This is a genomic window from Streptomyces sp. NBC_00775 (assembly GCF_036347135.1).
GTDB lineage: Bacteria > Actinomycetota > Actinomycetes > Streptomycetales > Streptomycetaceae > Streptomyces > Streptomyces lutosisoli.
Genome location: NZ_CP108938.1, coordinates 9895204 through 9916229, shown reverse-complemented (window position 1 = coordinate 9916229; position 21026 = coordinate 9895204). Strand labels below are relative to the sequence as shown.

Genomic DNA, 21026 nt, shown 5'->3' with positions numbered 1-21026 from the left:
CTCTCGCCAGATCGGCTCACGTGCATTCCCGCAGCCCGTTGTGAGCCGCTGAAGATGGCATGCAAAGGAGGCTCCCCGCACCTGACACGGGGAGCCTCCTGGCCGGCGGAGTACCCAAGGTCAGCCCGGGAGCACCCTGACGGGCGTGGTCATGGTGCGGGTGCGGTCGACGATGCGCTCGTCTCCCTGCAGAGTCACCTGGACGGGAATGCCGCGGTCGCCCGCCGACCGGGCGACGGTGAGCGTGAGGTCACCGGGTTCGACGCGTCGGCGAAGGTCTCTCCCGGTGAAGCCGGCCATGTCCGTGTGGACCTCGAACTCGACGACACGGGTCTCACCGGCGGCGAGGTCGACGCGGGTGAACGCGATGAGTTGGCGGACCGGGCGGGTGACCGAGGCGACCGGGTCGGTGAGGTAGAGCTGGGGGACGAAAGTGCCCGCGCGCTCACCGGTGTTGGAGACCCTGGCCCGCAACGTGATCGTCGCGTCGACGGACACTACGGCTTCGTCGACGGACGCGCTCTCGATCTCGAAGGCCGTGTACGACAGACCGTGCCCGAACGGGAACGCGGGTGTGGGGTCGATGTTGCTCACACCATCGCTCTTGAGGGCGAGCGGAGGCGCCAGGTAGGTGCCCGGCTGGCCCGCCTCGTCGCCCGGGATCTGGACCGGAAGGCGCCCGGAGGGGTTGATCCGGCCCGAGAGGACACCGGCGATCGCCGCCGCCCCTTCCTCGCCGGGGAAGAATGCCTGGACAGTGGCGCCCGCCCGCCGGGCGTGCCGACCGATGGCGTACGGACGGCCCGAGAGGACGACGAGGACGGCTTGGTTCGCCGCGTCGAGGACGGCCTCCACCAGTTCGTCCTGGACTCCCGGGAGTGTCAGCACACTGACGTCGCAGCCCTCGCCGGAGGAACCGTGTCCGAACATCCCGGAGCGGTCACCGACGACGAGGACCGTCACGTCGGCCGCGGCGGCCGCAGCCACCGCGGCGGCGATGCCACTGCGGTCGTCCCCAATGACCTGGCAACCGGTCTCGTGGCGGACCTCGGCGTCGGGGAACTCGCGCCGGAAGGCGTCGAGCACCGTGGGCGCCTCGACGCCCAGGGGGGTGTCGGGGTGGTGGGGCAGTACGTGGTTGGGGAACGAGTAGCAGCCGAACAGGCACCGGACGTCGTCGGCCGCGGGACCGATGACGGCGACGGAGCGTGCTCCGGCGAGCGGCAGCAGGTCCGAGGAGTTGTCGAGCAGGACGACGGACTCCTCCGCCAACTCGCGGGCGACGGAGCGGTTTCGGGCCGAGTCGAAGTCCGCGGGAGCGGTGTACTGCCCGGGCTTCCAGTCGGGATCGAGCAGGCCGAGTTCGGCCTTCTGGGTCAGGACCCGCAGTACGGCGCGGTCGATGAAATCCGCCGATATGCCGTCGTCCAGGAGCGGCTGCCCGTATGCGGTGGTGTGGGGCAGTTCGACGTCGATTCCGGCCCGGAGCGCGGCATGTGCCGCGCCAGGGATGTCGGCCGCCACGTGGTGCAGGGAGGCGAGGAACGCGATCGCCCAGTAGTCGGACACCACCGTGCCCTCGAATCCCCAGCTCTCGCGCAGCAGCCGGGTCAGGAGTTCCTCGCTGGCGCCGCAGGGCACGCCGTCTATGTCGTTGTAGGCGTTCATGACCGAGCCGACCCGGCCCTTCACCACGGCCTTCTCGAACGGCACGAGGATCAGGTCGGCGAGTTCACGGGGACCGACGGCGGCGGGGGCGTGGTTGCGGGCGGCCCTGGAGGCGGAGTAGCCGGCGAAGTGCTTCAGCGTGGCGACGACGCCGGCCGACTGCAGCCCCTGCACGTAGGACAGGCCGAGTTCCGAAACGAGGTAGGGGTCCTCGCCGAGGGTCTCCTCCACCCGGCCCCAGCGGTAGTCGCGTACGACGTCCACGACGGGTGACAGTCCCTGGTGGATGCCGACGGCAGCCATGTCCGAGCCGATGGCCGCGGCCATACGGTGGACGAGGGCGGGGTTGAAGGTGGCCGCCCAGGCGAGCGGTGTGGGATAGACCGTGGCCTGCCAGGCGGTGAAACCGGTGAGGCACTCCTCGTGCGCGATGGCCGGGATACCGAAGCGGTTCGCCGCCGTCACCCGCTCCTGGAACTCCGCGAGGCGCTTGCGGCCCGCCTCCGGGTCGACCGGCGCCGTACCGAACACCCGGGTCAGATGCCCGAGGCCGTCGACGATCGCTTCTTCGAAGCTCTCGGCGCCGCGGAAGGTGTCCTGCATCGGGGCCACATCGCCGGACTCGTCGTGGCCGGGCCAGGTGCTGCCGAGCTGTGCGACCTTCTCGGCCCTGGTCATGGTGTCGAGGAGGGCCCGCGCGCGAACGGACGCCGGCAGGGCGGGATCGTTCCACAGCCCGGTCGTCGGGCGCTCGTCGCTGATCGTCAAGGTCTCATCCGTTCTGTTGCGGGGGGTGCGCGAGAGCGCGCGAGTGGTCCAAGAGGTCGAGGAGGCACCGCCGACCGGGAAGGGAGGGGGCCCGGACGCCGGTCCGGCGGTCATGGGGAGGCAGACACGCCGGACTGCGTCGCACGGAGGAGTCGGCGCCTTTCGGCGTCCGGGCCCCGAACGGGGTGGCGTCCCGGTTCGGCGAACCCGGCGGGACGCGGCACCGTTACTTGCCGCCGGCTCCCATCAGACCCGCGACGAGGGCGCGGCGGGCGAAGAGGTAGACGACGAGGATGGGGACCGCGGACATCAGCACCGCGGCCAGCAGGGCCGGCACGTTCGACCCGTACTCGGAGACGAAGTTGTACAGGCCCAGCGTCACCACCTTGTTGTCGTTCGACTGGGTCATGATCAGCGGGAACAGGAAGCCGTTCCACGCCTGCAGGGCCGTGAAGACGCACGTGGTCGCGATGGCCGACTTCGACATCGGGACGACCAGCGTCAGCAGGGTCCGTGCCGGGCTCGCGCCGTCCAGTGCCATGGCCTCGTACAGCTCGTTGGAGATGTCCCGCATCCCACCGCTGAGGACCAGCACGCTCACCGGCAGCGCGAACGCGGCGGTGGGCAGGATGATGCCCCACAGGGTGTCGTAGAAGCCGAGATCGTTGATGATCAGGAAGAGCGGGATGATCACCGCCTGCGAGGGGATCGCCAGGCCTAGCAGGAACAGGCGGAACACGCCCTTGGTCATCCAGCCCCGCCCGCGCACCACGGCGTAGCTGATCGGGATCGCGAGCGCCAGCACGATGGCGACCGTGGCCACCGCGACGACGACGGTGTTCCAGATGTACTGCAGGAAGCCGCTGTCCAGAACCGTGCGGAAGTTGTCCAGGGTCACGGTGTCGGGGATCGAGACGGGACCCTTGTCGGTGTACGTCGTCTGCGGCTGTACCGCCGTGTTCACCAGCGCGTACAGCGGAACGCCGATGATCAGCAGCCAGACGAGGGCGGCGGCGCCGGCGAGGTAGTTCGGGCGCGTCCTCACAGCCCCTCCATCGTGCTCGTCATCTTGTCGTACCCGCTGAGCTTCGTGAGGAGGACGGAGGCGGCGGTGGCGAGCAGCAGCAGGAAGCTGGCGATCGCGCTCGCGTAGCCGTAGTCGTATGTCCGGAAGGCCGTCTGGTACATGGAGAACGGCAGGATCGCCGTGTCGGTGCCGGGACCGCCGTTGGTCAGCAGCAGGACGATGTCGAAGGCCGTGAGACCGCCGACGACCATGAAGATGGTCGAAGTGATCATCGTGTTGCGCAGCTGCGGCAGAGTGATGTGGACGAACTGCCGGACCCGCCCCGCGCCGTCGATCGCCGCCGCCTGGTAGAGCGTGTGCGGGATGGCTCGGGCGGCGCCCTGGTAAAGCAGGCTGTGGAAGGGGACGAACTGCCAGGTGGTCACGAGGACCAGGCAGGCGATCGCGCCCTGCTGGGTGCCCATCGGATTGGCGCCGAAGAGCCATTCGAACTTGGACGGCAGACCGAAGTTCGGGTCCAGCAGCTGGCGCCACATGACGGCCGTTGCCGCTGTGGACAGCAGCAGCGGCAGGAAGAACAGCGCCGACAGGACCGCCCGGTTGCGCTGGGGACCGGCCGCCCAGACGCCCAGCAGGATGCTGACCGGCGCCTGTACCACGATGTTCCCGATCAGCAGGGCCCCTGTGACCAGGGTGGACTGCCGGACCTGACTGTCGCCGAAGAACCGCGACCAGTTCTCCGTGCCGGTGAACTGCGGTGTGCTCAGGCCGTCCCAGTGCGTGAAGGAGAGGTAGAGCACGCCCACCATCGGCGCGACGGCGAAGACGAGGAAGAACAGCAGCCCGGGAACCGCCCAGGCCACGCCGGGCCGCTCCAGGGTGGGCGGAGCGGCCCGGTCACGCACCCGCTGCTTGCGCATGGGCCGTGAAGTCGTTGCGGAGACCACGTGGACGCGCCTTCCTACTTCTTGATCGCCAGAACCGCGCTGACGAACTGCTCCGGCGAGCTCTGCCCGTTGAACAGCTTCTGGATCTCGGTCAGCAGCGGCGTGCCGAGGGTGAGGCCGAGCGCCTGGTCCCATGACTGGGTGAAGGAAGGGGCCTTCTGCACCAGGTCGTACTGGAACTGGGCGTACGCCGGGTCGGCCGCCTTGGTGAGGTACTGCGCGGCGTTGGAGGTGACCGGCACCTCTCCCTTCTCGACCAGTCCCTGCACGTAGCTGTCGCTGTAGGTGGTCTTCAGGAAGTCCGTCGCGGTCTGCTTGGCGGCGGAAGTGGTCACCGAAAGGTAGTTCGTGGGGTTGCCGACCACGTTGGCGGCATCGCCCTTGCCCCCCTCCACAGAGGGGAAGGCCACGTATCCCAGGCCGTTCTTCGCGAAGTCGGGGGCCTCGGCCAGCTGGGTCGCGTACTCCCACGAGCCCATCAGCACCATCGCCGCCTTGCCCTTGTTGAGCAGCGTGGAGGTGCCTCCGGCGCCGTAGTTGACCGATCCGAACTTCTTGCCGAACGCGCCGCTGTCCACCAGCTCCTTGATCATCTGCGCGGTCTTGAGGATGGCGGGGTCCTTCCACTGCGACCAGTCGCCGCCCTGGATCTTGTCGAACAGCTCCGGCCCCGCGAGGCGGTCGACGAGGTACTCGACCCACATCAACTCGGTCCACGAGGAGCTGGCGTTGCCTGCGAGCGCGAAGGGCGTGACCCCCTTGCCCTTGAAGACCTTGACCAGGTTCTGCAGCTCGGCGTAGGTCGTCGGCGGCTCGACGCCGGCGTCGGCGAAGAGCTTCTTGTTGTAGAAGAGGAACACCGGCTGGGTGCCTCGGCAGGGTATGCCGACCAGCTTGCCGCCGACCTTGCCCGCGGCCAGCGCGGACGGCAGGAAGTGCGACTCCAGGGCCGTGTCCAGCGTGACCAGCTTCCCGGCCGTGACGTAGTCGTTCAGGCTGCCGCCGCCCCAGCTGAAGAACACCCCGGGCATCTTCGCCGAGCCCATCGCGGTCCGCAGCTTGTCCTTGTACCCGTCCGTGGCGATCACGGTCATGCTGACCTTGCCCTTGCCGGCGGAGTTGAAGGTGCCCACCGCCGCCTTCTGGACCGAGTTGGTCGGGTCCTGCAGCGTCCAGAAGTCGACGTTGCCCGTGGGCGAGGACGTGGAGCTGCCGGACGAACCACAGCCGGCCACGGTGACGCTCAGCGTGGTCGCCGCCGTAGCGGTGAGGAACCATCTCCGTGACACACTGTTCATCGTTGAACACCTTTCGAGTCGGCAGGATCCCCTTCGCGGGTGCACTGCACCCGGCAGGCCGTCCCGGGCCTGCCCGCACTGAGGGATCTGGGTCGATGGCCATGACCGTCAGGCGCTGTTGCGCAAGTGTTGCGGTTCCGTTGCTCCTGCGGTTGAGCTGGCGTCGGTCACGTTAAGCGGCGCAATTCGGCCGCGGCAATATCGGAGCGAAATCACTTCCGAAAGACTTTCGTAGTCCGAGGGCTTGCGAAACCGGCTCAGGTTCGTCCCTATTTCCCGGTTTCGGGCGGCGCCGTGGACATGCGCTCGACCAGTTCCGTCGCGAGCTCCCTGCGCGTCGTCGCGGGAGGCCGGCCCTCGGCGAGGTTCAGCAGGACACGCGTGGCCTCCTGGCCCAGTTCCCTGAACGGCTGCCTCACCGCACTCAGCGGCGGCGAGGCCATGGCGGCCACGAGGGTGTCGTCGAACGACATCACCGACAGCTGACGCGGTACGGCGATGCCCAGTTGCCGGGCGGCCTCCATTGCGCCGAGCGCCTGGACGTCACTGGCGGCGAAGAGAGCGGTCGGTCTCTCGTCCCGCTCCAGCACACTGCGGGCGGCGCGCAGTGCCTCGCCGTAGTCGAAGTCCGTCGAGCGCACGAGCGCGGCGTCGTAAGGGATCCCGGCCTCCGTCAGGGCGGCCCGGTAGCCGTGCAGGCGCGCGGACCCGGCCAGGGAGTGCGACCGGCCCGCCAGCATGCCGATGCGACGGTGCCCGAGGTCGATCAGGTGCTGGACAGCGGTCGTCGCGCCGTGCCAGTTCGCCACCCCGACACTCGGGATGTCCGCGGACGGCGCGTTCAGGGGATCGACGAGCACCACCGGAATCCGCTGCTCCAGGATCCGGCGCTCGTCCCGCTCGACAAGAGTGGAGATGACGATGACGACCCCAAGCGTGTCCAGCTTCTGGCACTCATCCAACCACTGTGCGATCGAGCGCCGAGTCGTCGTGCCGACAGTCGTGTGGACACCGATTTCGGCCGCCGACTCCACGATGCCGCGGACCACTTCCAGGGTGTACGGTCCCGCCAGATCCCGGAACACCGCAAGGATCTGCCGTCGCCGACGAGCTTCGGCCTCCCACGTACGGACAAACCCGCGTTCGGCCAGCAGCGCCTCGATGCGGGCGCGTGTCGCCTCGGACACGTCACGCCGCCTGTGGACGACCTTGGACACGGTCGCCGGCGAGACGCCGACCTCGTCGGCTATCGAGGCGAGAAGCCCGTACTGGGTGTTCCGGCGCGAACTGGTTGGGCCCGTCACTGCGGTGTGGACCTCCCCTGCGCGTCCGTTGGCCTGTTCTGAGCGCGTGCTGAGTGAACGTACACGCCGGCTCGATCACGGCAGGCCGGGCCGGAGCGCCCAAAGCCCCGTACACCTGCGAAAACGCGAGTACTCAAGGGCTGCGAAAGTCTTTCGCGACCCGATCGGCCGCCTCTTGTAGGCTCCCCCGCAGCCTGTTCGAGCCGCTCAGGCACGTTACGTCCGGGAGGCCGGGAATGCCGGTGCACAGCATCCACGACACACAACCCGCCGACCGCTGGGAGGACGCTTTCCTCTCCGGCAACGGCGAGTACGGAATCATGGTGTTAGGGCATCCCCACCGGGAGCGGATCGTTCACAACCACCACCGTTACGTGCTGCCCAACGAGTCCCTCGGGATGCGGCCGCCGGCCGTCGCCGACCGTCTTGAACAGGTTCGCGACCTGGCCCTCGCCGGGGAACGGGAGCAGGCACAGCGCGAGTTCTCCGACGGCAGGGGGATGGCCTGGACACAGGCTTTCCACCCGGGGCACATGCTTCATGTGGACACGACGGCCGGGGACGGCCCTGTCGAGCACTACCGCCGCGTCACCGACTTCGCCACGGGCGAGGTGAGGGTCACCTGGTCCGACGGGGAACGGGAGTGGGTACGGCGTGCGTTCGTGTCGCGCACCGACGCCGTCGCGGTCGTCGAGATCACAGGTCCGCGGCTCGACCTGGCCCTACGACTGTCCGGAGAGCTGTCGGGCCGCCCCGCCGAGGTCACTTTCACGACGTCCGCCGAGGCCACCGGGGACGGCGAGGCGTCACTTGCCGTCGTGGGCGAGTATCCGCCCGGTCCCGGCGCGGCGGGATTCACCGGCGTGACCCGGGCCGCCGTCACGGGCGGCCGGGTCGCAGCGGAAGGGGACACGGTCCATGTCGAAGGAGCGACGCGCGTCGTTCTGCTGACCCGGATGGACCGGTCGGCGCCTCTCCCCCGCATCGACGCGCTCCGCGCGGACCTCGCCGAACTGCCCGCCGAATACGACGAGTTGCTCTCCCGGCATGCACCCGTCCACGGCGAACTCTACGGCCGCGCCGAACTCGACCTGGGTGTGCCCGACAGCGACCGCGGCCTCCCCGTGGGCAAGCTGATCGCCCGTGCCGACACCAAGACGCTGGACGGCGCGCTGATCGAGGCGCTGTTCCACTCCGGCCGCTACCTGCTGCTCAGCTCCAGCGGGGTACTGCCACCCCGGCTGACCGGCCTGTGGCTCGGCGAATGGGGCGCCGCCTGGTCCGGCGACTACACCACCGACGCCAACATCAACCTCCAGATGGCCGGGGCGGTCCTCACCGGCATGCCCGAACTCATCGCGCCGTACGCCGCCTTGATTGACGGTCAGATCGACGACTGGCGCACCAACGCCCGCACGATCTACGGCACCCGCGGGATCCTGGCCCCCAGCCGGACGGACGGCGAACACGGGCTGCTCTTCCACCTGAACGACGACTGGCCCTGGACCATGTGGCTGGCGGGCGCGGACTGGCTACTGTTCCCGCTGTACGAGTACTGGCAGGCGACCGGCGACGACGACTTTCTCGTCCGCACCCTCGTCCCCTGGCTCGTCGAGGCCGCCGTCTTCTTCGAGGACTTCCTCACCCGCGAGGATGAAGACGGACACGTCGTCCTGGTCCCCTCCTACTCCCCCGAGGTCGGCCCTCGCGACGGGCGGGGCATGTCCGGGGTGAACGCCACCATGGACCTGGCCGCGGCCCGGCACGCCCTCACCACCGCCGCCGACGTCTGCACCCGCCTCGGCATCGAGCAGCCCGCGGTCGGCCGCTGGCGCGCGCTGGCGGAGCGGCTGCCGCCCTACCGCGTCGACAGTCAGGGGGCGCTCGCCGAGTGGGCGTGGCCGGGACTGGAGACCGCCGACGACCACCGGCACATCAGCCACCTCTACCCGGTGTGGCCGCTGCACGACATCACCCCGGACGACACCCCCGACCTGGCCGCCGCCGCCCGCGAAGCCCTGCTGCGACGGGGTGACGAGAACCTCTCCGCGCACGGCAGCCTGCACCGCGCCCTGGTCGCCGCACGCCTGAAGGACAGCGGGACAGCGAAGGAGAACGTCCTCAAGATCGTGGGCCACAACATGGTCTTCCGGTCGCTCATGACCTCGCACAACCCCGATCTGGAGATCTACAACGCGGACGCCGCCCACTGTCTGCCGGCCGTGGTCGTGGAGATGCTGCTCGACTCCCGGCCCGGGATCGTGGAGCTCCTGCCGGCCCGGCCCCCGGAGTGGCGGTCCGGCAGCCTGCGCGGCCTCGCCACGCGTGCCGGGGTCGCCGTCGACGAACTGACGTGGGATGTGTCCGAGGGCCTCGCGAAGGCGGTTCTCACCTCGCCACTGGAGCGGGACATCGTCCTCGTGTGCCGTGACGGCTCGGACCAGCGGCAGACCGTACACCTGCTGCCGAACGTCCCCACCACGGTGACCGTCCCACTCGCCTGAGGCCTCAGGGGCGGGCAGACGCGGGACGCCCGCCCTCGGGGCTACCGCAACGGTGTGTGGTGTGCACCCGGCGATCACTCACTGTGTGTCGACTCGACTGCGCACCGACGTCGAGGTGCGCAGAACGAGCTCCGTCGCCAACTCGATCCGGGACGACGCGGGAGGTCGACCCTCCGCGAGTTGCACGAGCACCCTGGTGGCCTCGGCCCCCAGCTCCTCGAACGGCTGGCGCACCGCGCTCAGCGGCGGACAGGCCATGGCCGCCACGAGGGTATCGTCGAAGGACATGACCGCCAGGTCCTCGGGAACGCTGAACCCATGCTGACGGGCCGCTTCCAGGACGCCGAGCGCCTGCGCGTCACTTGCCGCGAAGACGGCGGTGGGTGGATTTGCGGAGCGCAGGATCTGCAGGCTGGCGAGCAGCCCTTCTTCGAAGTCGAAGTCGGTCGAGCGCACGATCGCCGGGTCGTACGCGATCCCCGCCTCCTCCAGAGCGGCCCGGTAGCCATGCAGCCGCGCGGCCCCGGCCAGCGAGTGCGAACGGCCAGCGACCATGCCGATCCGGGTGTGCCCGAGGCCCAGCAGGTGTTGCACCGCTTCCCTGGCCCCGCTCCAGTTCGTCACCCCGATGCTCGGAATGTCGTGGGTCGGTGCGCTCAGCGGGTCGATCAGCACTACGGGAAGCCGTCGCTCGACGATCCGGCGCTGGTCTTCCTCGGCCAGCATGGAGATCACGATGATCAGGCCCGCCGCGTCGAGTGCCACGCACTCCTCAAGCCACTGGGAGATCGAACGGTGACCCGTCGTCCCGGTCACCACATCCAGGCCCAGTTCGTCCGCCGCGTCCACGATCCCACGGACGACTTCCAAGGTGTACGGCCCCGACAGGTCACGGAACACCGCGATGATCTGACGCGGCGCCGCTGGATCAGGCTCTCCCGGGCGAACGTACCCGTGGCGGACCAACAGGTCCTCGACCCGGGCTCGCGTCGCCGCTCCGACGTCGGCACGCCGGTGCACGACCTTCGACACGGTGCTGAGCGACACTCCCGCCTCGCCGGCGATGCTCGTCAGCAAACCGTACTGCGCATCCCCGCGCGCGCTGCCCCGAACTGTCACTCGTACGCCTCGCCTTTGAGCTGCCACTCGAAACTCCGCCGCAAGCCAACAGGACGAAAGGCCCGGTGACAAGGCTGCTGCATCGACGGCGACCAGCGCACCGCGCCGGTCTCAGTCCCTGTGGATCGTCGGGGGTACGCACGGTGCGGCGAACCCAGCGGCCCACTCGCTCACGTCAGCTAGGGCGCGGCGCCCCGCTCAGCCCTGTCACGCAGGGCCAGGGCGACTTCACCGCGGACGTCATGACCGCGCGCGCTCCCGCACCCCTCGGGCCGCGGGATCTTCTGTTCCTTCTCCGGCATGCGGTCGATTGCGAAGGAGAGGCCCGAGCGGGCCGGGCCCATCTGCATCCATTCTCGCACCAGAGTGCCACCGTCCTGCGGCTCCAATGTGAACCGCCAGATGGCCGTCGGGTGCTGCGGATTCTCGACCGCCCAGGCGAACCTCCTCGGCGGCTCGTACTCGACGATGTGGGACCGTGGTGGTCCACTCCCCCAGTGCTTCATGCTTGCTCCGGCCGACGAACCGGGCGCCGAGCGCGGGGCCGCTCCTGCCGTCCAGCCATTGCACCGACCGCAGCTCGGGGCTCATGCGCGGCATCAGCTCGATGTCGGACACCAGCGCCCACACGTGTGCCGGCGCGGCGGCGATCCAGGTGTGGACCTCAGCCGTCGGCTTGTCCGCATAGCGTGCGCCCGTCCACTCCATGATCCCGAGCCTCCTGCCCGCCAAGAACACTCACGTGAGAACCTGACCAGTAAAGTTGCGTAGATAGACTTAGTTGTCAAGGCTGCCATGGCTACCCCAGGACTGCCGATTCAGCCCGCGAACCGCTCCCGCACATCCGGTCGCTCGGCCAGATGCGACGGATAGCCGGGGCCCATCCGGGGGCGGGTGTTGTCCGCGGTCATGGGCTCGCCGCAGGCGGCGCACACCACCTCGGCATGGGTCTCCTGCCCGCACACCTCGTGCCGCATCGCCACCGGCGGGCCCGCCTCACCGGCCAGCCAGCGGTCTCCCCACCGGTTCATCACCAGCAGCACGCCAAAGAAGTCGCGCCCCTTCTCGGTGAGCACGTAGTCGTACCGGACCGGCTCCGTCTGGTACGGCCGCTTCTCCAGCAGTCCTTCCTCCACCAACCGGCGCAGCCGGTCCGCCAGCGTGTTGCGGGCGATGCCGAGCGACTCCTGGAACGCGTCGAACCGCCGGATCCCGTAGAACGCCTCACGCAGTACCAACGGCGTCCACCAGTCCCCGAGCAGGTCCATGGTCCGCGCGATCGAGCAGGGCCACTGAGCAAAGGATGTCCGCCTCATGACTGCCAGCATAGGTTCGTCCAGTCATGAGACCCAGCAGGTAACTCGAGCAGCGGCCGGTGCCCGGTCTCTTGTGTTCCATCAATAACGAAGTTATGTTGCCGCCATGAAACGTGACTTGCAGGGCAGAAAGCTGGTTGTCACCGGAGGGGCACGCGGCATCGGGGAGAAGGTGGCCCGCCTGGCCGCCGCCCGAGGAGCTCGTGTGACCGTGATCGGACTGGAACCCGATCGGTTGCGCGACCTCGCCGCCGACCTGGGCCCCGCCGCCGCCTGGCGCGAGGCCGACGTGCGTGATGGCGCGGCTCTACGGTCGGCGATCGATGAAGCCGCGGAGATCATGGGCGGCATCGACCTCGTCGTCGCCAACGCCGGGGTCGTGGCGTACGGGACGGTGCGCCAGACGGACGAGGCGTCGTTCGAACGGGTCATGGACATCAACCTGAACGGCGTCTTCCGCACCCTCAAGTACGCGACGCCCCATCTGGAGCGCAGCCGGGGTCACGTGCTGGTCGTGGCGTCCGCGCTGTCGTTCATGCCGCTGGCCGCGATGGCCTCGTACGGCGCGAGCAAGGCGGCGGCCGAACTGCTCGCCCTGACCTATCGCCAGGAGGTGGCACATCTCGGGGTCACGGTCGGTCTGGTGCACCCCTCCTGGATCGACACGGACCTCGTCCGGGGCGCCGAAACGGACCTCCCCTCGTTCCAGTCGCTGCGCAACCGGCTGCCCTATCCGGGCAACGTCACCACGAGCGCCGACCGGGCTGCCGCCGCGATCGTCGACGGGCTCGTGCGCCGCCGCAGCCGCGTGTACGTCCCGCGCGCGGTTGCCGTGGCCAACTGGGCGAAGGGAGCACTGAACTCGCCGCTGGCCTGGCCCTGGGCGCGACGCTTCGCGGCCCGGGCGGTTCCGTCCCTGGAACGGGAGGTCGCGGCGCTGGGAAGGCATAACCAGCTCACGCCGGGTACCCATGCCCGTGGTGCGGGGACCAGGTCGCCCTAGCCGCCCGCGGGACTGCACCCAACCGCCCGGCTTCTCACTCGCCTTGGAGGATGGAGTCGTACAGGCGCGCGCCGGCCTCGTGCGAGGCCTCGGCACGTTCTCGCTTGTCACCCAACCCGACAGAGAAGTTAACGCCCATCGGCAGGAGCACCTGCATCACGGCGTCATCGAACTCGACGAAATGCTCGGCCAGTTCAAGGGTGATGTAACCGTGCACGAAACTCCACAACTGGGCCGCCATGACCTCGGGTTCCTGCCGCTCGACCCTGCCTGAGTGCACGAGCCGTTCGCAGGCCGCAGTGACATGAGCGTGGGCTTCGCGAAAGGCCGGGGAATGCCCGCTCAGGCGAAGGTCCGCATCCGACAGAGGCCGGTAAGTCGCCCGAGTGGACAGCCCGAACATCAGGTCGTAGAGGTGAGGGTTCTCGTGGGCCAGCCGACGACAGGTCAAGGCCATGGCGAAGAGATCCGCGATCGGGTCCTCCGTCACCGGTACCTGGGCGAACGCCCTGCCGAGTTCCTTGAACCCGTGGTCGGCAACAGCGCTCATCAGCTCGGGGATCCCGCCGAAGTGGCTGTAGACCACCATGGTCGACAGTCCGCTCGCGGAAGCCACCGTGCGCGCCTTCACAGCCGATGGCCCCTGCTCGGCCAGCAGACCGATGGCCGCCCGCACAAGCCGTTCCGGTGCATCGTCAAGCCTCGCCCGCCCTGCCATGTCTCGCACGCCTCCAGCATTGACACGCTCAAAATAACTTGGTTATGTAATTCTTCACGGCAATAGTACACATCGCACGTGACGTGCCGTCCCGGATACGCGCGTCCGTCCTTGGACGCGTCATCACGCGCTGTTCCAGTCTCGTGCCGCCTGTGCGGACACAGCCCGTTGGGGCGAAAACCGACCCCATCGCCGCGAGACGCATCCGCGGCTGTCCCACGCACTTCCCACCCCCATGAACTCAGCACGGGAGCAGATTCATGCCGTACAAAGACAAGGGCCGTCTGGAGATCGAAGATCGCGGGGCCGTCCTGATCGTCCGGGTCGACGGCGGCCGGCATCAGGAGTTCGGCCTCGATGTCGCCCGTCAGCTGGACAAGCTGGTAGCCCGTGCCGACCGCGATCCGGGCATCCGTGCGGTCGTCTTCACCGGGGCGCACCCCGAGCGGTTCGTCAGCCATGCCGCGGTGCGGTGGCTGCAGGAAGAGGGCGCCGCGAGCCCTACGGTCGGCCGACGCGGTGCCGCCGCCGTCGTACGCGCGGCGAAGCACGTGGACCGGTCCCGTCTCCTCGGGCCCGTGATGCGCAGGACCCCGATGCGCGGGGCCCTCCAACTGGAGCGTCTGCACACGACCTTCCTCCGGATGAACGCCAGCGGTGTCCTCTTCGTCGCCGCCCTCAACGGTTCGGCTCTCGGCCTCGGCGCCGAGTTCGCCTGGGCGTGCGATCTGCGCGTCATGGCCGACGGGGACTACTTCATCGGCCAGCCGGAAATCCTCCTCGGCATCATCCCGGGCGGAGGCGGCACCCAGCGGCTGACCCGCCTGATCGGCACCCACCGGTCCCTGGCCGCGATCCTCGAAGGCAAGCCGTTCACACCCGCGGAGGCTCTCGCCAACGGGGCGGTCGACCAGGTCGTCCCGCAGCACAAGGTGCTCGCGCAGGCGGTCGAACTCGCGGAACGCTTCGGCAAGCGGCCGAAGGGTTCGGTGGCGGCTGCCAAGAGGTCGGTGTACTTCGGCGGCTCGATGCCGCTGGAGGACGGCCTGCACGTCGAACGCGCCGAGTTCTTCACCAGAGTCATGTCGAAGGAGGGGCAGGAACTGATGCTCGACTACATGGAGACGACGGACGCCACCGGTGAGCTCCCCCTCTACCGGCCGGACACCTACGCGCAGGCGCTCGCCTCGGGCAGTGTGCCCGGGCGCCGCTCGACCAAGACGAAGCGGCGGTGAGCCGGCGATGACCACCGCGCACTCCTTCACCCGTCACGACATCACGTTCCCCGCCGGCGACAGCACCTGTGCCGGGTGGTTCTACCTCCCCACGGGCGTCACCTCCCCGCCCGTCGTCGTCCTCGGGCACGGCCTGGGCGCCACCCGTGAAATGCGCCTGGACGCCTTCGCCGAGCGTTTCACGCAGGCCGGCATCGCCGCCGTGGCCTTCACCTACCGGCACTTCGGCGACAGCGGCGGCCACCCGCGCCAGCTTCTGTCGATCAAGCGTCAGCTCGTCGACTGGGATGCCGCCCTCGCCTACGTCCAGGCCCGCCATGACGTCGACCGCTCCCGTGTCGCGGTCTGGGGCAGCTCCTTCGGCGGCGGCCACGCCATCACCGTCGCCTCACGCCATCCCGAACTGCGCGCGGCCGTGGCCCAGTGCCCGTTCACCGACGGCCTCGCCTCCGCGCTCGCACTGGGCCCGCTCGCCTCACTCAGGATGACCCCCGTTCTCGCCCGGGATCTGGCGGCGAAGGTCCGAGGCAGGGCGCCCGCGATGGTTCCCATCGCCGCCGCCCCCGGTTCACCGGCGCTCATGAACGCCCCGGACGCACTGCCCGGATACCAGGCGCTGCAGCCGCCCGGGACAACGTTCCGCAACGAGGTGGCGGCACGGGTAATTCCGACCATCGCCGCATACCGGCCCGGGCGTGCGGCGAAGAAGGTCACCATGCCGATCCTCTTCTGCGTCAGCAACACCGACTCGGTCACACCCCCCGCCCAGACCCTCCGGTACACGGCCACCGCACCCCGGGGAGAGATCAAGAGGTACGACGCCGGCCACTTCGACTTCTACACCGGCGAGACCTTCGAGCAACTGGTGCGCGACCAGATCGAGTTCCTCACCCGCCAGCTGCACCCGGCACCAGCCGCATCGACTCCCTGACCGGATCGCATCACACCGAGACAGGTACACCTCGCCATGAACTTCGCTTCTCTGCCCGACCGCCGCGCCGAGCTCGACCCCCACGGGGCCGCGGTCTCCGACGGGCACCAGTCCCTCACCAACACGCAGCTGCTGAGCCGGGTCCGCATGGCAGCGCGTCAGCTCCAGGACCTCGGAATCGGTCCCGATGACGTCGTCGCCCTCAAGCTGACGAACCGCGTCGAGTTCGTCGTCCTGCTCTTCGCCGCCTGGCGGCTCGGCGCCACCATCACACCGGTCAACCCGAGCATGACCGACGTCGAAGTGGTCCGACAGCTCAAGGACTCCAGTGCGCGCCTGCTGGTGGTCGAGGACGACGGGGCGGTAGTGGCGCACGGTATCGCCGTACTCGCCGTCGGCGAACTGTACGAAGGAACGGTAGAGCCGGATCAGGCACCGCTTCTGAACCCGGCCACGCTGGCCCTGCTCATCTACACCAGCGGTACGACCGGGGTGCCCAAGGGCGTGATGCTCGACCACGCCAACATCGACGCCATGGTGGAGATGGGGCGCCAGGCGTTGGAGGTCGGGCCGGCCGACCGGTGCCTGCTGATCCTGCCGCTCTTCCACGTCAACGGCATCGTGGTCAGCGTCCTTCTGCCGCTGCTCGTGGGCGCGAGCGTCGTCATCGCGGGCCGGTTCGACCCCCGCACCTTCTTCGACCTCGTCGAGCAGGAGCGGCCCACCTTCTTCAGCGCGGTGCCGACGATCTACAGCATGCTCGCGGCGCTCCCGGACGACGTCCGGCCCGACACCTCGTCGCTGCGGTTCGGAGTCTGTGGCGCCGCACCCGCCTCCGCCGAACTGCTGACCCGGTTCGAGGCCCGGTACGGGTTCCCGCTCGTCGAGGGATACGGCCTGTCCGAAGGGACCTGCGGTTCCACCATCAACCCCGTCGCCGGCCCCCGACGCGCCGGAACCGTGGGGCTCCCGTTCCCCGGACAGGAGATCCGGATCCTCGACACCGACGGCACCGAAAGGGCGCCGGGCATGGACGGTGAAGTCGTCGTCAGGGGCCCCAACGTGATGCGTGGGTATCTCGGCCGTCCGGACGAAACGGCCCGCGTCATCGTCGACGGCTGGTTGCACACGGGCGATGTGGGCCACCTCGACTCCGAGGGCTATCTGACTCTGGTCGGGCGCTCGAAAGACATGATCATCCGGGGCGGGGAGAACATCTACCCCAAGGAGATCGAGGACATGCTGGCGGGCGACCCATCGGTGCTCGAGGCCGCCGTGATCGGCGTACCCGACGAGAAGTGGGGAGAGGTGGTCGTCGCCTACGTCCAGCCGCGACCGGGGGCGACCGTCGATCCGTCGGCCCTGAAAGCCCTCTGTGCGCGCAGCCTCACCGGCTACAAGCGCCCGACCGCGTTCTTCGTGGTGGAAGCCATCGCGAGGAACGCGGTCGGTAAGATCGACAAGACCTCGTTGCGTGCCGGCCACGCAGCCCTCTCTGCCCGGTCCTGATCAACGTGGTTCCAGAGCGGCCCACAGCGTCCCGAACTTCACCGGTCAGGAGCGAGTAGACCGCTGCCGCTCTCGTCGAAGACCCTGTGGAACCTGTCCGTCACACGTTCGGACATCCTGGCCTTCACGGCCAGCGAAGAGCTGGACCTCCAGCCGGCCTTCGTCCGCGAGGTCGGCGGCCGGCGCGCCGAGCGCAAGCTCCAGGGATCGAGAACGTCGGAAACATGATCGTCAAGCTCTGAGTCCGCCTTTGGCGGACCGCAAAGGGGCCGGCCTGCATAGGGCGGGCCCCTTTCGCGTCTAGTGCGGGCCGGTCGCGCGCCAGGGGCGAGGCGCACCCTCTCCGCGCAGAGCGCTTGCGATCACCACTCCTCTCCATTTAAATTATGATCGTAATTCAATAATCCACTTCACCAGGAACCTCCATGGACCTCTCCACCAGCACCGTCCTTGTCACCGGAGCCAACCGGGGATTCGGCCGGGCCCTCGCCGCCGAACTGCTCAGCCGCGGCGCCACCGTCTACGCCGGCGCCCGCAACCCCGACCAGGTCGACCTGCCCGGCGCCAAGCCGATCGCGCTCGACATCACCGACCCCGCCTCCGTCGCGGCCGCCGCCGAGGCCACCGGCAATGTCACGGTCCTGGTCAACAACGCGGGGTCGTCCACCGGCGCCGACCTGCTGACCGCCGACCTGGACGCCGTCCGCCTGGAGATGGACACCCACTACTTCGGCACCCTCTCGGTGACCCGCGCCTTCGCACCCCAGATCGCAGCCAACGGCGGCGGGGCGATCCTGAACGTCCTGTCCGGCCTGTCCTGGGTCAGCTTCCCGGACTTCGGCGCCTACTGTGCCGCCAAGTCCGCCGAGTGGTCGCTCACCAACGCCCTGCGCCTGCAGCTCGCCGACCAGGGCATCCGCGTGGCCGGCCTGCACGTCGGCTACATGGACACCGACATGGTCCGAGCCGTCGACGCGCCCAAGTCCGACCCCACCGACATCGCCCGGATCGCCGTCGACGGCATCGCCAACGGCGCCTACGAGATCGTCGCGGACGACGCCTCACGCCAAGCGCAGGCCGCACTGGCCGGAGGCGTCTCCGCGCTCTACCCGCAGCTCCCCTGAGAGCAGCCGCCCAGCGATCCGCCCCCAATGCGGCGGATGCCGGTGCTCGCTGTCGCTTCCCCCGTGCCGTCGCCCGCCGGCCTTCACGTCATTGATCCATCGCCCAGTACGTCTGCCCAGGGAACGCCATGAAACAGCACAGTAAGCAACCGGTTCGAGGCGGCTCCGCCGTCTGGGCCGTGGTCATCACCAGCGCGGCCGGATTCATCACCGCGCTGGACAACCTGATCGTCACCACCGCCCTGCCCTCCATCCGCGAGGACCTCGGCGGCGGTCTGGAGGACCTCGAATGGACGGTCAGCGCCTACACCCTCACCTTCGCCGTCCTGCTCATGTTCGGCGCTTCCCTCGGTGACCGCTTCGGCCGCCGGAGACTGTTCGCCATCGGGCTCGGGATCTTCACCACGGCCTCGGCCGCGGCCGCACTCGCACCGGGGATGGGTGAGCTGATCGCCGCGCGGGCGGCGCAGGGCGTCGGGTCCGCGATCGTGACGCCGCTGACGCTCACCCTGCTGTCGGCCGCCGTCCCCGCCGCACGACGCGGCGCGGCCCTGGGTGTCTGGGGCGCGGCCAGTGGCATTGCCGTCGCCACCGGACCGCTCATCGGCGGCGCACTCACCGAAAACCTCTCCTGGCAGTGGATCTTCTGGGTGAACGTGCCCCTCGGCCTGGCGCTGATCCCCTTCGCCCTGCTGCGGCTGAAGGAGAGCCGCGGCCCGAACCCGACCCTCGACCTCGTCGGCACCGTTCTGGCCAGCGGCGGTCTGTTCGGCATCGTCTACGCCCTGGTGCGCGGCAACGCCGACGGCTGGAGCAGCACCCCGGTGCTGGGCGGCTTCTTCGCCGGTGCCGCCCTGCTCGTCGGGTTCGTCCTCTACGAACTGCGCGCCAAGCACCCGATGCTGCCGATGCGCCTCTTCCGACACCGCTCCTTCAGCGCCATCAACGCCGCCAGCCTGCTGATGTTGCTGGGCATGTTCGGGTCGATCTTCCTGCTCAGCCAGTACCTGCAGACCGTCGGCGGCTACTCACCCATGCAGGCCGGCATACGGATGCTGCCCTGGACCGCCATGCCCATGATCGCCGGACCGCTGGCCGGGGCACTGTCCGACCGCATCGGGGGGGCACCCGTCGTCACGGCGGGCATGGCCCTGAACGCCGTCGGCCTCGGGCTCTGGGCACTCACCGTCGAGCCGCACGAGGCCTACACCCACATGCTGCCCGCACTGATCGTCTCCGGCATCGGCCTCGGCATGTTCTTCGCCCCCAGCGCCAACCTCGTCCTGAGCACGGTCCGCCCGGAGGAGCAGGGCATCGCCTCCGGCGCCAACAACGCGATCCGCGAAGTCGGCGGCGCCATCGGCGTCGCCTCACTGGCCGCGGTCTTCTCCGCCCAGGGTGGCTACGGATCCGCCTCACTGTTCGTGGACGGGTTGATCCCGGCGCTCTGGGTCGGGGCCGGTGCGGTCGCCCTGGCGGCGGCTGTGGCGTTGCTGATGCCCCGGCAGCGCAAGGCCGACGGCCCTGCCGCCGGCTTTGCAGTGGGAGATACTCCGCCTGGTGTCACGGTCGTGACCTGAGCCCAGGACCGAGGGGCGGCTCAGCCGGTTACTGCGGGGCCGCCCCTCAGCCCCTTCTCTCACCGGCCAGGAAGGGCCGCAGATGCGCCAACAGGGCCTCCGGCTGCTCCTCCGGGATGAAGTGGCCGCACTCCGGGATCTCGGCACCGGTGACGTCGTCCGCGTAGTCACGCCAGATCTCCAGTGTCGGCAGGCGGGCAGGCAGCCCCGTGGAACCCCACAGCGCCAGCACCGGCATGGTGAGGCGGCGGCCTTCGGCGACGTCGATGTCGTCGACCGCGATGTCCTCCTCCATGGCGCGGTAGTCGTCGAGGCTCGCACGCAGGGCGCCCGGACGGGAGAACGCACGGACGTAGCCGTCGACCGCGTCCGACGTTAGTCCGTGACGGTTGTAGGTCCACCGCTCGAAGAAGTACTCGAGGTACCCCCGGATGTCGCGTCCCACGAGGCGCTCGGGCAGATCGGGCTGCATGTGGAACAGCCAGTGCCAGTACCCGGAGGCGAGTGAGGAGTCCAGGCGGCGGAACATCTCCCGGGTGGGGACGATGTCGAGCACGGCCAGCCGCTCCACCTGGTCCGGGCGGTCCAGCGCCCAGCGGTGCCCCACGCGGGCGCCGCGGTCGTGGCCCGCGACCATGGCGCGCTCGAAGCCGAGCGCCTCGACGAGGCCTGCCATGTCGGCTGCCATCCGCCGCTTGTCGTATCCCGCGGTGGGCTTGTCACTCAGGCCGTATCCCCGCAGATCCGGCGCGACGACGGTGTGGTCGGCGGCGAGATCCGCCAGTACCGGCCGCCAGCAGTCAGAGGTCTGCGGCCAGCCGTGGAGCAGGACGAGCAGCGGGCCTGCCCCGGCTCGGGCGTAGTGCAAACGGACCCCGTCCACCTGCGCCACTCCGGTCGTGACTGTCGGCTGTCCCATGAGGTGCGCCTTCCTGACGTGAGCTACGAGCCAACACGAGCTAACCGTCTTAGACA

At 69.2% G+C, this 21026-nt stretch carries 17 protein-coding genes and 1 pseudogene; 7 read left to right on the top strand and 11 right to left on the bottom strand.

Annotated features, from left to right (window positions below):
• Nucleotides 1-120: 120 nt before the first annotated feature.
• The 5 genes from OIC96_RS44080 to OIC96_RS44060 form a co-directional block, all read right to left on the bottom strand.
• Entirely contained in the window at nucleotides 121-2550 is a 2430-nt protein-coding gene (locus OIC96_RS44080; protein ID WP_443058477.1) for a beta-glucosidase family protein, read from the bottom strand.
• Between the two features lie 112 nt (nucleotides 2551-2662).
• Complete coding sequence (locus OIC96_RS44075) at nucleotides 2663-3481, bottom strand: carbohydrate ABC transporter permease (protein WP_330302434.1); 819 nt, start codon at nucleotides 3479-3481, stop codon at nucleotides 2663-2665.
• Nucleotides 3478-4383 (bottom strand): carbohydrate ABC transporter permease, encoded by a 906-nt coding sequence (locus OIC96_RS44070; RefSeq protein WP_330302435.1) that lies wholly within the window; start codon nucleotides 4381-4383, stop codon nucleotides 3478-3480. The genes OIC96_RS44075 and OIC96_RS44070 overlap by 4 nt, the downstream gene beginning before the upstream one ends.
• A 41-nt stretch (nucleotides 4384-4424) precedes the next feature.
• Complete coding sequence (locus OIC96_RS44065; RefSeq protein ID WP_330302436.1) at nucleotides 4425-5708, bottom strand: ABC transporter substrate-binding protein; 1284 nt, start codon at nucleotides 5706-5708, stop codon at nucleotides 4425-4427.
• A 269-nt stretch (nucleotides 5709-5977) separates the two neighbouring features.
• The gene (locus OIC96_RS44060; RefSeq protein ID WP_330302437.1) at nucleotides 5978-7012 is read right to left on the bottom strand and encodes a LacI family DNA-binding transcriptional regulator; all 1035 of its coding nucleotides are present in this window, start codon (nucleotides 7010-7012) and stop codon (nucleotides 5978-5980) included.
• A gap of 236 nt (nucleotides 7013-7248) precedes the next feature.
• Here OIC96_RS44060 and OIC96_RS44055 point away from each other — a divergent pair, with 236 nt between their 5' ends.
• Entirely contained in the window at nucleotides 7249-9516 is a 2268-nt protein-coding gene (locus tag OIC96_RS44055; RefSeq protein WP_330302438.1) for a glycosyl hydrolase family 95 catalytic domain-containing protein, read from the top strand.
• A gap of 78 nt (nucleotides 9517-9594) precedes the next feature.
• On the opposite strand, the gene OIC96_RS44050 is transcribed toward OIC96_RS44055, so the two are convergent.
• From OIC96_RS44050 to OIC96_RS44040, 4 genes and pseudogenes are all read right to left on the bottom strand, one after another.
• On the bottom strand, nucleotides 9595-10593 hold the full coding sequence (locus OIC96_RS44050) for a LacI family DNA-binding transcriptional regulator (protein ID WP_330302439.1): 999 nt from the start codon (nucleotides 10591-10593) through the stop codon (nucleotides 9595-9597).
• Between the two features lie 221 nt (nucleotides 10594-10814).
• Entirely contained in the window at nucleotides 10815-11141 is a 327-nt protein-coding gene (locus tag OIC96_RS49995; RefSeq protein ID WP_443058609.1) for an SRPBCC family protein, read from the bottom strand.
• Between the two features lie 25 nt (nucleotides 11142-11166).
• Nucleotides 11167-11343: pseudogene (locus OIC96_RS49990) on the bottom strand (SRPBCC family protein); the annotation flags it as partial.
• Nucleotides 11344-11453: 110 nt separating this feature from the next.
• Complete coding sequence (locus OIC96_RS44040) at nucleotides 11454-11951, bottom strand: winged helix-turn-helix transcriptional regulator (protein ID WP_330302440.1); 498 nt, start codon at nucleotides 11949-11951, stop codon at nucleotides 11454-11456.
• Between the two features lie 106 nt (nucleotides 11952-12057).
• On the opposite strand from OIC96_RS44040, the gene OIC96_RS44035 reads away from it, so the two are divergent.
• Nucleotides 12058-12954: a short-chain dehydrogenase/reductase gene (locus OIC96_RS44035; protein ID WP_330302441.1), complete on the top strand. Its 897-nt coding sequence runs from the start codon at nucleotides 12058-12060 to the stop codon at nucleotides 12952-12954.
• Nucleotides 12955-12988: 34 nt separating this feature from the next.
• On the opposite strand, the gene OIC96_RS44030 is transcribed toward OIC96_RS44035, so the two are convergent.
• A complete protein-coding gene (locus tag OIC96_RS44030; protein ID WP_330309975.1) occupies nucleotides 12989-13672 on the bottom strand; it encodes a TetR/AcrR family transcriptional regulator in 684 nt (227 codons plus the stop codon).
• 260 nt (nucleotides 13673-13932) lie between these two features.
• On the opposite strand from OIC96_RS44030, the gene OIC96_RS44025 reads away from it, so the two are divergent.
• The 5 genes from OIC96_RS44025 (at nucleotide 13933) to OIC96_RS44005 (ending at nucleotide 20051) form a co-directional block, all read left to right on the top strand.
• On the top strand, nucleotides 13933-14907 hold the full coding sequence (locus OIC96_RS44025; RefSeq protein ID WP_330302442.1) for an enoyl-CoA hydratase/isomerase family protein: 975 nt from the start codon (nucleotides 13933-13935) through the stop codon (nucleotides 14905-14907).
• A 7-nt stretch (nucleotides 14908-14914) separates the two neighbouring features.
• On the top strand, nucleotides 14915-15838 hold the full coding sequence (locus OIC96_RS44020) for an alpha/beta hydrolase (protein WP_330302443.1): 924 nt from the start codon (nucleotides 14915-14917) through the stop codon (nucleotides 15836-15838).
• 36 nt (nucleotides 15839-15874) lie between these two features.
• A complete protein-coding gene (locus OIC96_RS44015; protein WP_330302444.1) occupies nucleotides 15875-17347 on the top strand; it encodes a class I adenylate-forming enzyme family protein in 1473 nt (490 codons plus the stop codon).
• Between the two features lie 425 nt (nucleotides 17348-17772).
• Nucleotides 17773-18471 (top strand): SDR family oxidoreductase, encoded by a 699-nt coding sequence (locus OIC96_RS44010; RefSeq protein ID WP_330302445.1) that lies wholly within the window; start codon nucleotides 17773-17775, stop codon nucleotides 18469-18471.
• A gap of 128 nt (nucleotides 18472-18599) precedes the next feature.
• Nucleotides 18600-20051, top strand: coding sequence for a DHA2 family efflux MFS transporter permease subunit (locus OIC96_RS44005; RefSeq protein WP_330302446.1), 1452 nt, complete (start codon nucleotides 18600-18602; stop codon nucleotides 20049-20051).
• 46 nt (nucleotides 20052-20097) lie between these two features.
• On the opposite strand, the gene OIC96_RS44000 is transcribed toward OIC96_RS44005, so the two are convergent.
• A complete protein-coding gene (locus OIC96_RS44000) occupies nucleotides 20098-20970 on the bottom strand; it encodes an alpha/beta fold hydrolase (RefSeq protein WP_330302447.1) in 873 nt (290 codons plus the stop codon).
• Nucleotides 20971-21026 lie beyond the last annotated feature (56 nt).

What these genes read in the sequence shown, in the direction of transcription:
- OIC96_RS44080 (WP_443058477.1), bottom strand. Translation starts at nt 2,550, where the DNA reads ATGACCGCCGGACCGGCGTCCGGGCCCCCTCCCTTCCCGGTCGGCGGT.
- OIC96_RS44070 (WP_330302435.1), bottom strand. Translation starts at nt 4,383, where the DNA reads ATGCGCAAGCAGCGGGTGCGTGACCGGGCCGCTCCGCCCACCCTGGAG.
- OIC96_RS44065 (WP_330302436.1), bottom strand. Translation starts at nt 5,708, where the DNA reads ATGAACAGTGTGTCACGGAGATGGTTCCTCACCGCTACGGCGGCGACC.
- OIC96_RS44055 (WP_330302438.1), top strand. Translation starts at nt 7,249, where the DNA reads ATGCCGGTGCACAGCATCCACGACACACAACCCGCCGACCGCTGGGAG.
- OIC96_RS49995 (WP_443058609.1), bottom strand. Translation starts at nt 11,141, where the DNA reads ATGAAGCACTGGGGGAGTGGACCACCACGGTCCCACATCGTCGAGTAC.
- OIC96_RS44040 (WP_330302440.1), bottom strand. Translation starts at nt 11,951, where the DNA reads ATGAGGCGGACATCCTTTGCTCAGTGGCCCTGCTCGATCGCGCGGACC.
- OIC96_RS44035 (WP_330302441.1), top strand. Translation starts at nt 12,058, where the DNA reads ATGAAACGTGACTTGCAGGGCAGAAAGCTGGTTGTCACCGGAGGGGCA.
- OIC96_RS44030 (WP_330309975.1), bottom strand. Translation starts at nt 13,672, where the DNA reads ATGGCAGGGCGGGCGAGGCTTGACGATGCACCGGAACGGCTTGTGCGG.
- OIC96_RS44025 (WP_330302442.1), top strand. Translation starts at nt 13,933, where the DNA reads ATGCCGTACAAAGACAAGGGCCGTCTGGAGATCGAAGATCGCGGGGCC.
- OIC96_RS44020 (WP_330302443.1), top strand. Translation starts at nt 14,915, where the DNA reads ATGACCACCGCGCACTCCTTCACCCGTCACGACATCACGTTCCCCGCC.
- OIC96_RS44015 (WP_330302444.1), top strand. Translation starts at nt 15,875, where the DNA reads ATGAACTTCGCTTCTCTGCCCGACCGCCGCGCCGAGCTCGACCCCCAC.
- OIC96_RS44010 (WP_330302445.1), top strand. Translation starts at nt 17,773, where the DNA reads ATGGACCTCTCCACCAGCACCGTCCTTGTCACCGGAGCCAACCGGGGA.
- OIC96_RS44005 (WP_330302446.1), top strand. Translation starts at nt 18,600, where the DNA reads ATGAAACAGCACAGTAAGCAACCGGTTCGAGGCGGCTCCGCCGTCTGG.
- OIC96_RS44000 (WP_330302447.1), bottom strand. Translation starts at nt 20,970, where the DNA reads ATGGGACAGCCGACAGTCACGACCGGAGTGGCGCAGGTGGACGGGGTC.